The sequence below is a fragment of the Pseudomonas sp. AM8 genome (assembly GCF_036346475.1).
In the GTDB taxonomy this organism is placed as follows: domain Bacteria; phylum Pseudomonadota; class Gammaproteobacteria; order Pseudomonadales; family Pseudomonadaceae; genus Aquipseudomonas; species Aquipseudomonas marginalis.
In genome coordinates this window covers 267,208-280,388 of record NZ_JAOTNX010000010.1, presented here as the reverse complement: position 1 = coordinate 280,388, position 13,181 = coordinate 267,208, and the positions used below count along the sequence as shown (strand labels likewise).

At 62.2% G+C, this 13,181-nt stretch carries 13 protein-coding genes; 6 read left to right on the top strand and 7 right to left on the bottom strand.

The genetic code is table 11. The features are described from left to right. The first annotated feature begins 170 nt into the window (after window positions 1-170). The 3 genes from V3W40_RS23580 to V3W40_RS23570 are packed head-to-tail and all read left to right on the top strand — an operon-like array spanning window position 171 to window position 3,594. Window positions 171-1,466, top strand: a complete 1,296-nt coding sequence (locus V3W40_RS23580; protein WP_027605073.1) for a murein hydrolase activator EnvC family protein — start codon at window positions 171-173, stop codon at window positions 1,464-1,466. Window positions 1,467-1,496: 30 nt separating this feature from the next. After that, window positions 1,497-2,813, top strand: coding sequence for a S41 family peptidase (locus V3W40_RS23575; RefSeq protein WP_027605074.1), 1,317 nt, complete (start codon window positions 1,497-1,499; stop codon window positions 2,811-2,813). Between the two features lies 1 nt (window position 2,814). Continuing rightward, the gene (locus tag V3W40_RS23570; RefSeq protein ID WP_330215729.1) at window positions 2,815-3,594 is read left to right on the top strand and encodes a divergent polysaccharide deacetylase family protein; all 780 of its coding nucleotides are present in this window, start codon (window positions 2,815-2,817) and stop codon (window positions 3,592-3,594) included. Here V3W40_RS23570 and V3W40_RS23565 read toward each other — a convergent pair. The 7 genes from V3W40_RS23565 to V3W40_RS23535 all read right to left on the bottom strand — a co-directional run bounded on the left by V3W40_RS23565 (window position 3,585) and on the right by V3W40_RS23535 (window position 9,284). After that, window positions 3,585-4,340 carry a substrate-binding periplasmic protein gene (locus V3W40_RS23565; RefSeq protein WP_065925754.1) on the bottom strand — a complete coding sequence of 252 codons (756 nt, stop codon included), beginning with the start codon at window positions 4,338-4,340 and terminating at the stop codon, window positions 3,585-3,587. The genes V3W40_RS23570 and V3W40_RS23565 overlap by 10 nt on opposite strands. A gap of 66 nt (window positions 4,341-4,406) precedes the next feature. Then, on the bottom strand, window positions 4,407-5,177 hold the full coding sequence (gene hisF, locus V3W40_RS23560) for an imidazole glycerol phosphate synthase subunit HisF (RefSeq protein WP_003171107.1): 771 nt from the start codon (window positions 5,175-5,177) through the stop codon (window positions 4,407-4,409). 9 nt (window positions 5,178-5,186) lie between these two features. Then, window positions 5,187-5,924, bottom strand: coding sequence for a 1-(5-phosphoribosyl)-5-[(5-phosphoribosylamino)methylideneamino]imidazole-4-carboxamide isomerase (gene hisA / locus V3W40_RS23555; protein WP_027605077.1), 738 nt, complete (start codon window positions 5,922-5,924; stop codon window positions 5,187-5,189). 39 nt (window positions 5,925-5,963) lie between these two features. Beyond that, window positions 5,964-6,221, bottom strand: coding sequence for a DUF2164 domain-containing protein (locus tag V3W40_RS23550; protein ID WP_027605078.1), 258 nt, complete (start codon window positions 6,219-6,221; stop codon window positions 5,964-5,966). Next, window positions 6,222-6,860 (bottom strand): imidazole glycerol phosphate synthase subunit HisH, encoded by a 639-nt coding sequence (hisH, locus tag V3W40_RS23545; protein WP_330215728.1) that lies wholly within the window; start codon window positions 6,858-6,860, stop codon window positions 6,222-6,224. It lies immediately after the preceding gene. After that, a complete protein-coding gene (gene hisB / locus V3W40_RS23540) occupies window positions 6,860-7,453 on the bottom strand; it encodes an imidazoleglycerol-phosphate dehydratase HisB (RefSeq protein ID WP_017849940.1) in 594 nt (197 codons plus the stop codon). Before hisB ends, hisH begins: the two co-directional genes overlap by 1 nt. Before the next feature lie 169 nt (window positions 7,454-7,622). Then, window positions 7,623-9,284: an OFA family MFS transporter gene (locus V3W40_RS23535; RefSeq protein ID WP_074848444.1), complete on the bottom strand. Its 1,662-nt coding sequence runs from the start codon at window positions 9,282-9,284 to the stop codon at window positions 7,623-7,625. Between the two features lie 325 nt (window positions 9,285-9,609). Here V3W40_RS23535 and V3W40_RS23530 point away from each other — a divergent pair, with 325 nt between their 5' ends. Genes V3W40_RS23530 through V3W40_RS23520 form a run of 3 tightly spaced genes read left to right on the top strand, consistent with a single transcriptional unit; the run spans window position 9,610 to window position 13,153 of the window. Then, the gene (locus V3W40_RS23530) at window positions 9,610-11,820 is read left to right on the top strand and encodes an AsmA family protein (RefSeq protein WP_330215727.1); all 2,211 of its coding nucleotides are present in this window, start codon (window positions 9,610-9,612) and stop codon (window positions 11,818-11,820) included. Next, entirely contained in the window at window positions 11,817-12,884 is a 1,068-nt protein-coding gene (mutY, locus tag V3W40_RS23525; RefSeq protein ID WP_065925759.1) for an A/G-specific adenine glycosylase, read from the top strand. Before V3W40_RS23530 ends, mutY begins: the two co-directional genes overlap by 4 nt. Next, a complete protein-coding gene (locus V3W40_RS23520; protein WP_027605083.1) occupies window positions 12,881-13,153 on the top strand; it encodes an oxidative damage protection protein in 273 nt (90 codons plus the stop codon). The genes mutY and V3W40_RS23520 overlap by 4 nt, the downstream gene beginning before the upstream one ends. Window positions 13,154-13,181 lie beyond the last annotated feature (28 nt).

Below are 13,181 nucleotides of genomic sequence, written 5' to 3'. Positions count from 1 at the left end.
GGGAGGGGCTTGTCCCTTCCCACATGGGATGTGCGGAGTTTGGTAGATGTCTTTTTGCCATACCACCGCCGCTCGGCACCTATCTTGCCTTCCAGGCCGAATTGGGCGTTTTTTTTGCAGCGCTTGGCGGGCATACTAGGCCGTCCCTTTCCCTGGTGTCGCCCGCCTCTATGCTTCGCGCCTTGATTACCCTCGCTCTTGTCTGCCTGCTCCAACCGGCGTTTGCCGACGAGCGCGCACAAACTCAACAACAGTTGGACGCTACGCGTCAGGACATTACCGAGCTGAAAAAACTGCTCGGCAAGCTCCAGGAAGAAAAATCCGGGGTGCAGAAAGATCTGCGCGGCACGGAAACCGAAATGGGCAAGCTGGAGAAGCAGGTCCAGGAGCTGCAAAAAGAACTAAAGAAGAGCGAGTCGGAACTGGAGCGACTCGACGCTGAGAAAAAAAAACTCCAGAGCGCACGCGTTGAACAGCAACGCTTGATCGCGATCCAGGCCCGCGCCGCCTACCAGAGCGGCCGCCAGGAATACCTCAAGTTGCTGCTCAACCAGCAGAACCCGGAGAAATTCGCGCGCACCCTGACCTACTACGACTACCTGAGCAAGGCCCGCCTGGAGCAACTGAAAAGCTTCAACGAGACCCTGCGCCAGCTGGCCAATGTCGAACAGGAAATCGCCAACCAGCAGTCGCAGCTGGAGGACCAGAAAGCCAGCCTCAACGCCCAGCGCGACGAGCTGGACAAGGTCCGCAAGGAGCGCCAGTTGGCCCTGGCCAAGCTCAATGACGACGTGAAGGCCCGCGACGCCAAGCTGCAGGCCCGCGAGCAGGACCAGGCCGACCTGGCCAAAGTGCTCAAGACTATTGAAGAAACCCTGGCACGCCAGGCACGCGAGGCCGAAGAAGCGCGACAGAAAGCGCTGATCGCCCAGCAGGAAGCGGAAAAAAAGCGCCAGCGTGAGGCCGAACTGGCAGCCACCAGCGATGCCCCGGCGCCGCGTAAACCGGCGCACGCGGCCCCTGGCCCGCTGGTTTCCAGTGCCGGCGAGTCGTTCGGCGGCCCTTTTGCTTCAGCCCGCGGCAAACTTCCATGGCCGGTTGATGGTCGACTGCTGGCACGCTTTGGGGAAACCCGGGGCGATGACACCCGTGCCAAGTGGGACGGGGTGATGATCAGCGCCTCTGCCGGCAGCCAGGTCCACGCCGTACATGGCGGGCGCGTGGTGTTTGCCGATTGGCTGCGGGGCGCCGGTTTGCTGGTGATTCTCGACCACGGTAATGGCTATTTAAGCCTTTATGGCCACAATCAGACGTTACTCAAGTCGGCAGGTGATGTTGTAAAAGCCGGTGAATCTATCTCCACTGTCGGTAACAGTGGTGGCCAGGACACCCCGGCGCTGTACTTCGCTATTCGTCAGCAGGGTCGCCCGAGCGATCCCGCACAATGGTGCCGGTCCCAAGGATAGGGTCGCATCTACATTAGGAGTTCGTTCGACATGCTGCATTTGTCCCGCCTCACTTCGCTGGCCCTGACGATCGCCCTGGTCATCGGCGCGCCTCTGGCTTTTGCCGACCAGGCCGCCCCGGCTGCACCCGCCGCCACGGCCGCGACCACCAAGGCGCCATTGCCGCTGGACGAGCTGCGCACCTTTGCCGAGGTCATGGACCGGATCAAGGCCGCCTATGTCGAACCTGTAGACGACAAGACCCTGCTGGAGAATGCCATCAAGGGCATGCTCAGCAACCTTGATCCGCACTCCGCCTACCTGGGTCCGGAAGATTTTGCCGAGCTGCAGGAAAGCACCAGCGGTGAGTTCGGCGGCCTGGGCATTGAAGTCGGCGCCGAAGACGGCAATATCAAGGTGGTCTCGCCCATCGATGACACCCCGGCGTCCAAGGCCGGCATCCAGGCCGGTGACTTTATCGTCAAGATCAACGGCCAGCCGACCCGCGGCCAGACCATGACCGAAGCCGTCGACAAGATGCGCGGCAAGATCGGCCAGAAAATCACCCTGACCCTGGTGCGCGACGGCGGCAACCCGTTTGACGTGACACTCACCCGCGCGACCATCGTGGTCAAGAGCGTGAAGAGCCAGCTGCTGGAGTCTGGCTACGGTTACATCCGCATCACCCAGTTCCAGGTCAAGACCGGCGACGAAGTGGCCAAGGCCCTGGCCAAGCTGCGCAAGGACAACGGCAAGAAACTCAGCGGCATCGTGCTCGACCTGCGCAACAACCCGGGCGGCGTGCTGCAGTCGGCGGTGGAAGTGGTCGACCACTTCATCACCAAGGGCCTGATCGTCTACACCAAGGGCCGTATCGCCAACTCCGAGCTGCGCTTCTCGGCCACCGGCAACGATCTCAGCGAGAACGTGCCATTGGCCGTGCTGATCAACGGCGGCAGCGCCTCGGCCTCGGAAATCGTCGCTGGCGCCCTGCAAGACCAGAAGCGCGGCGTGCTGATGGGCACCACCAGCTTCGGCAAAGGCTCGGTACAAACCGTGCTGCCGCTGAACAACGATCGCGCCCTGAAGATCACCACAGCGTTGTACTACACGCCGAACGGCCGCTCGATCCAGGCCCAGGGCATCGTGCCGGACATCGAAGTGCGCAAGGCCAAGATCACCAACGAAATCGACAGCGAGTACTACAAGGAAGCAGACCTGCAAGGTCACCTGGGCAATGGCAACGGCGGTGCCGACCAGCCAACCGGCAGCAGCAAGAAAGCCAAGCCGATGCCGCAGGACGATGACTACCAGCTGGCCCAGGCGCTGAGCCTGCTCAAGGGCCTGAGCATTACGCGCAGCCGTTGATATGCGTGTTGCCCTGATCATCGCTGTGCTGTGCAGCCTGGCAGGGGTCGCCCAAGCGGCCCCTGCCGGCGAATCCCACAAAGCCTACCTGACCCTCATCATCGACGACCTGGGGCAAAACCTGCCCCGGGATCGTCGCGTGCTGGCCCTGCCTGGGCCGGTGACCACGGCGGTCATGCCCGACACGCCCCACGCCGCCGAATTCGCCCGCGAAGCGCACAAGGCCGGCAAGATCGTGATCCTGCACATGCCCATGGACCCCGCCACCGGCCCGTTCGCCTGGCACCCGGAACTCTCCATGGAAGAACTTGGCCAACGCCTGGACGCCGCCTTCAAGGCCGTGCCCTACACCGCCGGCATCAACAACCATATGGGCAGTCGCATGACCGCCCAGCCGGCCGCCATGGCCTGGCTGATGGCGGAACTGCAGCGGCGCAACAAATTCTTCGTCGACAGCCGCACCAGCGCACAGACCGTGGCCGCCGCCGAGGCGCAGAAGATCGGCCTGGCCCATGTCTCGCGGGATGTATTCCTCGATGATGAGCGCACCGAAGCGGCGATTGCCACGCAGCTGCAAACCGCGATCAAGCTGGCGCATAAACAGGGTTCGGCGGTGATGATCGGCCACCCCTATCCGCAGACGCTGGCGGTGCTCGAGCGCGAATTGCCCAAGCTCCAGGCCCAGGGCATCGAGTGGATTGATATCAAGCTGATGATCAGTGTGCGCAGCAATCAAGCCATGCCGGGGCACGGCAAGAACGGCGTCTACCGCTACAAATAGTCCGCCATGATCTGTTCCACCCGCCCTTCAGAGCGCAACTGATCCAACGCTGCCTGCAGCCTGGCTACCGTCTCATCCGGCACATCCTTGTTCAGCGCCAGGTACAACTGGGCACTGTTGAACCGCAGCACAGTCTTGAGCCCGGTCACACCGACCTGGCGCGCCAGGTAACGCCCGGCCGGGTCGCCGGTGGCCCACAGGTCGATCTGGCCATCCACGAGCTTTTGCGCGTTGTCCTGGTCACGCAACACCACCACCGGGTTAAGGCCCTGCTTCTCCAGGGTCTCGGCGATGGCATCGCCTTTATAGGCGCCGATCCTGTAGCGGCGCGCATGCTCCAGGTCGTCGAGCTGGATCTTGCTGTCGGCCTTGGCCAGCAGCACCCAGTCGTCCGGGCCGATGGGGCCGACCCACTTGAACAGCGCTTCACGATCCGGCAGGCGCGCCATCACAAACACGCCATAGCCGGGTTTCTCCAGGGCGAGCTTATAGATTCGCTCCCAGGGAAAACGCAGGGTGAGATTGTAGGAAATGCCGGCACGCTTGAAGGTTTCGCGCACGATGTCCACGGCGATGCCTTCGATGTTCTCGTCCCTGGCGAAGTTCTTGCCGTTCTTGGCCATGTTGTAGGGCGGGAAATTTTCCGTCAGCAACACCAGGGAGGCGTCGGACGGCTCTTCGGCGTGGGCCGCACTCACCATGAAGATGGAGGTGCTGGCGAGGGCAAGCAGCAGGGTCTTGAACATGAAGGCTACCGGAATCCATGGCAAGCGCAGAGAGTGCCGCGCGCCTGCCATGGTGTCCAGCAACGTTTAGCGAACGACGATACCGCGCGCCGCCATGTAGGCCTTGGCCTCGGGAACGGTGTATTCACCAAAGTGAAAAATACTCGCCGCCAGCACCGCGCTGGCATGGCCTTCGATGACGCCGTCGGCCAGGTGTTGCAGGTTACCGACGCCGCCGGAAGCGATCACCGGAATACCCAGCGCATCGCTGATGGCGCGGGTCACGCCCAGGTCGAAGCCGTTCTTCATGCCGTCCTGGTCCATGCTGGTCAGCAGGATTTCCCCGGCGCCCAGGCCTTCCATCTTCATCGCCCACTCCACCGCGTCCAGGCCGGTCGGCTTGCGACCGCCATGGGTGAAGATCTCCCAGCGCGGGGTTTCGCCCGGGCCGGAGACTTTCTTGGCGTCGATGGCGACCACGATGCATTGCGAGCCGAAGTGCTGCGCGGCTTCGCCGACGAACTCCGGGTTGAACACCGCAGCAGTGTTGATCGAGACCTTGTCCGCACCGGCATTGAGCAGGTTGCGGATGTCCTGCACGGTGCGCACGCCACCGCCCACGGTCAGCGGGATAAACACCTGGCTGGCCATGCGCTCGACGGTATGCAACGTGGTGTCGCGGCCGTCGACGCTGGCGGTGATGTCGAGAAAGGTAATTTCGTCGGCACCTTGCTCATCGTAGCGACGGGCGATTTCCACCGGGTCGCCGGCGTCACGGATGTTCTCGAACTTGACGCCCTTGACCACGCGACCGTTGTCGACGTCCAGGCAAGGGATGATGCGTTTGGCCAGCGCCATGGTCAGTCCTCAGCCGTTGTAGGCATCGCAGTAAGCCTGGGCTTCGGCGACGTCCAGGGTACCTTCGTAGATCGCACGGCCGGTGATGGCGCCGATGATGCCGGGGGCCTTGGCGTCCAGCAGTGACTTGATGTCGCCCAGGTTGTGAATGCCGCCGGAAGCGATCACCGGAATCTTCGTCGCCGCCGCCAGCGCAGCGGTGAACGGCACGTTGCAGCCCTGCATCATGCCGTCTTTGGCGATGTCGGTATAAACGATGGCGGACACGCCGTCGGCTTCGAACTGCCTGGCCAGGTCGATGACTTGCACGGTGCTGATTTCAGCCCAGCCATCGGTGGCGACGAAACCGTCCTTGGCGTCCAGGCCCACGATCACTTTGCCCGGGAACGCGCGGCAGGCTTCGGCGACGAAGGCCGGGTCTTTCACGGCCTTGGTGCCGATGATCACGTAGCTCACGCCGGCCTTGACGTAATGCTCGATGGTTTCCAGGGAGCGGATACCGCCGCCGATCTGGATCGGCAGGTTCGGGTAGCGCCTGGCGATCGCGGTGACCACCTCGCCGTTGACCGGCTGGCCTTCGAAGGCGCCGTTCAAGTCCACCAGATGCAGACGCCGGCAGCCCCCTTCCACCCATTTGGCAGCCATGCTCACCGGGTCATCGGAGAACACGGTGGAATCTTCCATACGGCCTTGGCGCAGACGGACGCAGGCGCCGTCCTTGAGATCGATAGCGGGGATAATCAGCATCTGGCAAACCTTATTCGATATTCAGCAATGCTTGGGAAATCAGGGTTTCTCAAGCGACCACAGGTCGCTTTCGATGCTTTCGAACCTTTCTTTAAGGAGCGTCTGCGTATCGAAAATCGCCCTGTTGTAATAGTGCGGAGCCACTTCGGTGGTGAACAGCTCAAGAATCTCGGCGACCTCGAACGAGCCCAGCTTGAGCTCGAAGCGGTCTTCCATGAAGCGTTTGATCTTGAGGGTAGCCTCACTTTCCTGCTCCGGCGTGAGGGTCAAGATCGGCAGCTTCGGCTTCCTGGCCATTTACCAGCGCCCATCCCAGGCGGCGAAGTTCTGCAGCAATTGCAGGCCATGGGTATGGCTCTTCTCCGGGTGGAACTGCACGGCAAAACGCGAACCTTCGGCCAACGCTGCGGCGAAGTCGACGCCGTAGTGCCCACCACCCACCACCTGGCACGGTTTACCGGCGGCGATGTAGTAGCTGTGCACGAAGTAGAAACGCGCCATGTGCGGGATGTCGTGCCACAGCGGGTGATCCACTGTCTGGCTGACTTCGTTCCAGCCCATGTGCGGGACTTTCAGGTGGGCGCCGTCTTCGTGCAGGTCCTTGCCGAAGAACTTCACCTGGCCGGGGAACAGGCCGATGCAGTCGACGCCGTCGTTCTCTTCACTGCGATCGAGCAAGGCTTGCATGCCCACGCAGATGCCGAGGAACGGACGATCCTGGCTGACTTCGCGCACCAGGCTGTCAAAGCCCAGGCGACGGATCTCGGCCATGCAATCGCGGATCGCTCCCACACCGGGGAACACCACGCGGTCGGCTTCGCGAATCACGCTGGCATCGCTGGTGATCAGCACCTTGCCGGCCCCTACGTGTTCGAGGGCCTTGGCCACCGAGTGCAGGTTGCCCATGCCGTAATCGATAACCGCGACCGTCTGCATTACAGGACGCCCTTGGTCGAGGGCATCTGCCCGGCCATGCGCTCATCCAGCTCCACGGCCATGCGCAGCGCGCGGCCGAAAGCCTTGAACACGGTTTCGATCTGGTGGTGGGTGTTGGTGCCACGCAGGTTGTCGATGTGCAGGCTGACAAGTGCGTGGTTGACGAAGCCCTGGAAAAATTCCTGGAACAGGTCGACGTCGAAGCCGCCCACGGTGGCGCGGGTGTACGGCACGTGCATCTGCAGGCCTGGGCGGCCGGAGAAGTCGATGACCACACGCGACAGCGCTTCGTCCAGCGGGACATAGGCGTGGCCGTAGCGACGGATGCCTTTTTTGTCGCCGATGGCCTTGGCAAACGCCTGGCCGAGGGTGATGCCTACGTCTTCCACCGTGTGGTGGTCGTCGATATGCAGGTCGCCCTTGCTGACGATATCCAGGTCGATCAGCCCGTGACGGGCGATCTGGTCCAGCATGTGCTCAAGAAAAGGTACACCGATATCAAATCGGGCCTTTCCGGTGCCATCCAGGTTGATCGAGGCTTTGATCTGGGTTTCCAGAGTGTCGCGCTCGACGGACGCCTTACGTTCGGCCATCACCAGCTCCGCAAAATCATTGGGCGAAAAAGGCAGCCATTATAGGGGCGCGGGCGCTAAACAGAAACATCGAAGGGGATAAGACTGACGAGTTGAGGCGGGGAATGTCGGGGATAGACATGTATACACAAGCGGGCGCTCCAGGATGGTGCGCCCGCTTGTATTCAACTTAGTGGAACAGTACCGCCGTCTTCTGCAGGGTCACCCACACACCCCACGCCAACGGAATACCCACCACCAGCCAGGCGGCAATTGCCAATGGCACGGTGCCGGAGGCCGCTTTCCACTCCAGGGAAGTACTGGCATCGGCACCCTTGTCATGGCCCAGCGCTTGCTCTGCGGCAAGTTCTGCATCGGTCATGAAGTACTTGTCGGCCACCGGGCGGACCAGCATGTTGCAGATAAAGCCCAGCACCAGCAGGCCGGCGAGGATGTACAAGGTGATGTCATAGGCCGCAGCGCGTTCAACGCCGATGCTCAGTTGATACTCACGCAGGTAGTTCACCAGCACCGGGCCCAGCACGCCCGCCGCTGCCCAGGCGGTCAGCAGGCGACCGTGGATCGCGCCGACCATCTGGGTACCGAACAGGTCGGCCAGGTAGGCCGGGACGGTCGCAAAGCCACCGCCGTACATCGACAGGATGATGCAGAACGCCGCCACGAACAGCGCCACGTTGCCCAGGTGCCCCAGGTTCGGGATCAGCGCATACAGGGCAAAGCCCAGGGCGAAGAACACGAAGTAGGTGTTTTTACGCCCCAGGTAGTCGGAGAACGACGCCCAGAAGAACCGACCACCGATGTTGAACAGGCTCAGCAGGCCGGTGAAGCCCGCAGCGATGGCGGCAATCGACGCCAATTGCCCGGCGTCCAGTTGGCCAAACGGCACATCGACACCCAGCAGCTTGCCACCGAACACTTCCTGCAGCAGCGGCGAAGCCATGCCGAGGATGCCGATACCGGCCGACACGTTCAGGCACAGCACCAGCCATACCAGACGGAATTGCGGGGTTTTCCACGCCACATTCACGTGCACGTGACGGTGGGTGATCATCGCGTTACTGGCTTTTTTCGCCGGTGCGGTCCAGCCCTCAGGCTTCCAGCCAGTGGGTGGAACGCGGTAGGACAGCGCGCCGCCGATCATGAACACGAAGTAGATCGCAGCCATGACCAGGAAACTCTGCCATACGCCCACGCTAGTCGGCGAAGCAAAATGCCCCATCAGCGCAGCAGCCAGCGGGGCGCCAACCATTGCGCCGCCGCCGAAGCCCATGATCGCCATGCCGGTGGCCATGCCGCGCTTATCCGGGAACCACTTGATCAGGGTCGATACGGGCGAGATATAGCCCAGGCCCAGGCCGATACCGCCAATGACCCCGGAGCCGATCCACATCAGCCAGATCTGGTGGGTATAGATACCCAGCGCCGAGATCAGCAGGCCGCCGCACCAGCACAACGCCGACACAACACCGGCCTTGCGCGGCCCGGCATGTTCCAGCCAGCCACCCCAGATCGCTGCCGAGCAGCCCAGGAAGATGAAGAACAGGGTGTAGATCCAGCCCAGCATGGAGATGGGCCAGTCGCATTGGGACGAGAAGACTTGGGCGATGAAGCTCATGTCCGGCGCACAGGCAACCGGTTTAGTGATACCCAACGCCTTGGACAGCGGCAGCCAGAACACCGAAAAGCCGTAGGCCATGCCGATGCACAGGTGGATGGCCAGGGCGGCCGGTGGAACCAGCCAGCGGTTGAAGCCGGGCTTGGCGATAATGCGCTCCTTGGACAGGAACGCAGGCTGGGCGGCGGTAGTGCCGGCCACAGTGCTAGTGCTCATTGATGAATCCCCCAGTTATTAGTATGCGTTCGTCAGGCGCTCTCTCCCTCGGCCTTGCACGCAAAGCGTGGCCGTTTTTGTAGAGTGAAGCTCCATTTTGGCGCGACGATAAGTCGCAGAAGGCGAACGAACGGCCGAAGATTAGCATTAGCGAGTGACAGAAAAACCAAAATGACATCATCTTTTTGCGATTTTTCGGTTTTATTGGCGTCAAAAACCCGTTTTCGCCCCTATGGATACAATGTAACGATCGGTGACCTGACGCAGGCCGTCGGGCGTTATACTCTGCGGCTAAATTTTGAAATCGACATACAAGGACTCGCCCATGAAAGCGTTCGGCAAAATCCTGGGTCTGGTACTTCTCGGGCTGTTGCTGATCATTGTGGCTCTGGGCTTTGCCCTGACCCATCTCTTCGATCCCAACGACTATAAAGACGAGATTCGCCAGATTGCCCGCGACAAGGCCCACATCGAGCTGACGCTCAATGGCGATATCGGCTGGAGCCTGTTCCCCTGGCTCGGCCTGGAACTGCACGAAGCCAGCGTGGCGACCCTGACCACGCCGACCCAACCCTTCGCCGATCTGCAAATGCTTGGCCTGTCGGTGCGCGTGCTGCCGCTGCTGCGTCGCGAGGTGCAGATGAGCGATGTGCGGGTCGAAGGCCTGAACCTGCGCCTCAACCGCGACAAGCAGGGCCATGGCAACTGGGAAGACATCGGCAAGAACGCGCCGGTGGCAACTGCCGGAACCCCCGCGCCAGCGCAAGCGCCTGCCGAGCCCGAAGCGGAAAAACCGTCCAAGCCGATCCGCCTGGATATCGACAGCCTGACGGTCAACAACGCCCGCGTCGAATACAACGATGAACAGACCGGCAAGCAATTCAGCGCCGAAAGTATCCAGCTGAGCACCGGCGCCGTGCACGAAGGTGCGAGCATCCCGGTGAAACTCACCGCCTTCTTCGGCAGCAACCAGCCAGTGATGCGCGTCAAGACCGAGCTCAACGGCAACCTGCGTATCGAACGCGCGCTCAAGCGCTACCAGTTCGAAGACATGAAAGTCACCGGCGAAGCCACTGGCGAGCCGCTGCAAGGCAAGACCGTGACGTTCTCCACACAAGGCCAGTTACTGGTGGACCAGGCGGCCAATATCGCCGAATGGACCAACCTGAAGCTCTCGGCCAACCAGTTGCGCGCCTTGGGCGAACTGAAGGTCAACGACCTGGACAAGACCCCGCAACTCAGCGGCGCGCTGTCCATCGCCCAGTTTGACCTGGCCAAGTTCCTCGACAGCGTCGGCAACCCGCTGCCGCCCATGGCCGAGGGCAGCCTGAGCAAGGTCGAGCTGGTCAGCCGCCTCAAGGGCACGCCGACCAGCCTGGCGCTGGAAGACCTGAACCTGAAACTCGATGGCAGCACCTTTACCGGTCGTATCGCCGTGGACGACTTTGCCAAGCAGGCGCTGCGCGTGCAGCTCAAGGGCGATACCTTCAACGCCGACAACTACCTGCCGGCCAAGTCCGAATCCGCCAAGGGTGCGACCGCCGACCGCCAGGCCGAAGTGCAGAACAGCGAAGCCGGCGCCATGGCGGCCGGGGGCACCACGCCACTGCCGGAAGCACCGACCAAAGGCGCCTGGAGCACCGACAAACTGCTGCCATTGGCCCATCTGCGCAAGCTGGATGTGAATGCCGACCTCGCCTTCGGCCAACTGACCCTGAGTAAATTGCCGATCCAGAATGCCGTGCTGAAAGCGTCCGGCGTCGACGGCCAACTCAAGCTCGACACCCTGAGCGGCGGGCTCTACAACGGCACCTTCCAGGCCAACGGCAGCCTGGACGTGCGCCAGGACATTCCGCTGCTGGCCCTGCAAAGCCGGATCAGGCAGGTGCCGGTCGAACGCATCCTGCAGGCCCAGGGGCAAACGCCGCCGGTGAAAGGCCAGGTCACCCTCGACAGCAACCTCAGCGGCCGCGGCAACAGCCAGAAAGCCCTGATCGACAGCCTCAACGGTACCGCCAGCTTTGTGATCAACAACGGCGTGCTGCTCAACGCCAACCTCGAGCAGCAACTGTGCACCGGTATCGCCCTGCTCAACCGCAAGACCTTGAGCGGCGAACAACGCGGCAAGGACACCCCGTTCCAGGAGTTGAAGGGCAACCTGACCTTCCGTAACGGCGTCGCCAACAACCCCGACCTGAAAGTGCGCATCCCCGGGCTGGCGGTCAATGGCAACGGTGACGTCGACCTGCGCGTACTGGGCATGGATTACCGCGTCGGCATCATCGTCGAAGGCGACCAGCGCGAAGTACCGGACCCGGCCTGCGAAGTCGGCGCCAACTTCCAGGGCATCGAAGTGCCGTTGCGCTGCCGTGGCCCACTGGAACTCGGTGCCAAGGCCTGCCGCCTGGACAAGGACGGCCTGAGCCAGGTCGCGATCAAGGCGGCCGGCAACAAGCTCAGCGAGAAGCTGGAAGAGAAGCTCGACAAGGTCAATCCGCAGCTCAAAGATGCTTTGAAAGGCCTGTTCAAACGATGAAAAACGAGCAGTTTTCAACGGCGGTGCTGGACTGGTACGACCGCCACGGCCGCCATGACCTGCCCTGGCAACAGGGCATCACGCCTTACCGGGTGTGGGTTTCGGAGATCATGCTGCAGCAGACCCAGGTCAGCACGGTGCTCAATTACTTCGACCGCTTCATGGCTTCCCTGCCAACGGTCGAAGCCCTGGCCGCCGCGCCGGAGGACGAAGTGCTGCACCTGTGGACCGGCCTGGGTTATTACACTCGGGCGCGCAACCTGCAAAAGACCGCGAAAATCATCGTGGCCGAGTACGGCGGCGAGTTTCCCAGGGATGTGGAAAAACTCACCGAGTTGCCCGGCATCGGCCTGTCCACCGCCGGCGCGATTGCCAGCCTGAGCATGGGCCTGCGCGCGCCGATCCTCGATGGCAACGTCAAACGCGTGCTGGCGCGCTTCACCGCACAAGAGGGCTACCCCGGCGAACCCAAGGTGGCCAAGCAGTTGTGGGCCACCGCGGAGCGCTTCACACCCCATGATCGTGTCAACGCCTACACCCAGGCGATGATGGACATGGGCGCCACCCTCTGCACCCGCAGCAAGCCCAGCTGCCTGCTGTGCCCGCTGGAAAAAGGCTGCGAAGCCCACCTGCTCGGCCTGGAGACACGCTACCCGATCCCCAAGCCGCGCAAGAGCATCCCGCAGAAGCGCACGCTGATGCCGATGCTGGCCAATGCCGAAGGCGCCATCCTGCTTTACCGCCGCCCCTCCACCGGCCTGTGGGGCGGCTTGTGGAGCCTGCCCGAACTGGACGACCTGCAAGACCTCGAACACCTGGCCAACCAGCACGCTCTCGAGCTGGGCGAGCACCAGGCACTGCCGGGGCTGATCCACACCTTCAGCCACTTCCAGCTGGCCATCGAACCCTGGCTGGTGCAGGTCGAGGAATCCGCCCATCACGTGGCCGAGGCCGACTGGCTCTGGTATAACCTCGCCACCCCGCCGCGCCTGGGCCTTGCCGCCCCGGTAAAGAAACTGCTGAAACGCGCGGCCGATGTATTGAACGCAGGAGAGTCGTCATGACCCGCACCGTAATGTGCCGCAAGTACAACGAAGAATTGCCAGGCCTGGAACGCCCTCCGTACCCAGGTGCGAAGGGCCAGGACATTTTCGATCACATCTCCGCCCAGGCATGGGGCGACTGGCTGAAACACCAGACGCTGCTGATCAATGAAAAACGCCTGAACATGATGAACGCCGAAGACCGTAAATACCTGTCAGGCGAAATGGACAAGTTCTTTTCCGGCGAGGATTACGCCAAGGCTGACGGCTACGTGCCGCCTGCTCAATAATTGATCAAAAATCGGGGTCGGCACGTAA

What these genes read in the sequence shown, in the direction of transcription:
- V3W40_RS23580 (WP_027605073.1), top strand. Translation starts at nt 171, where the DNA reads ATGCTTCGCGCCTTGATTACCCTCGCTCTTGTCTGCCTGCTCCAACCG.
- V3W40_RS23575 (WP_027605074.1), top strand. Translation starts at nt 1,497, where the DNA reads ATGCTGCATTTGTCCCGCCTCACTTCGCTGGCCCTGACGATCGCCCTG.
- V3W40_RS23570 (WP_330215729.1), top strand. Translation starts at nt 2,815, where the DNA reads ATGCGTGTTGCCCTGATCATCGCTGTGCTGTGCAGCCTGGCAGGGGTC.
- V3W40_RS23565 (WP_065925754.1), bottom strand. Translation starts at nt 4,340, where the DNA reads ATGTTCAAGACCCTGCTGCTTGCCCTCGCCAGCACCTCCATCTTCATG.
- hisF (WP_003171107.1), bottom strand. Translation starts at nt 5,177, where the DNA reads ATGGCGCTGGCCAAACGCATCATCCCTTGCCTGGACGTCGACAACGGT.
- hisA (WP_027605077.1), bottom strand. Translation starts at nt 5,924, where the DNA reads ATGCTGATTATCCCCGCTATCGATCTCAAGGACGGCGCCTGCGTCCGT.
- V3W40_RS23550 (WP_027605078.1), bottom strand. Translation starts at nt 6,221, where the DNA reads ATGGCCAGGAAGCCGAAGCTGCCGATCTTGACCCTCACGCCGGAGCAG.
- hisH (WP_330215728.1), bottom strand. Translation starts at nt 6,860, where the DNA reads ATGCAGACGGTCGCGGTTATCGATTACGGCATGGGCAACCTGCACTCG.
- hisB (WP_017849940.1), bottom strand. Translation starts at nt 7,453, where the DNA reads ATGGCCGAACGTAAGGCGTCCGTCGAGCGCGACACTCTGGAAACCCAG.
- V3W40_RS23535 (WP_074848444.1), bottom strand. Translation starts at nt 9,284, where the DNA reads ATGAGCACTAGCACTGTGGCCGGCACTACCGCCGCCCAGCCTGCGTTC.
- V3W40_RS23530 (WP_330215727.1), top strand. Translation starts at nt 9,610, where the DNA reads ATGAAAGCGTTCGGCAAAATCCTGGGTCTGGTACTTCTCGGGCTGTTG.
- mutY (WP_065925759.1), top strand. Translation starts at nt 11,817, where the DNA reads ATGAAAAACGAGCAGTTTTCAACGGCGGTGCTGGACTGGTACGACCGC.
- V3W40_RS23520 (WP_027605083.1), top strand. Translation starts at nt 12,881, where the DNA reads ATGACCCGCACCGTAATGTGCCGCAAGTACAACGAAGAATTGCCAGGC.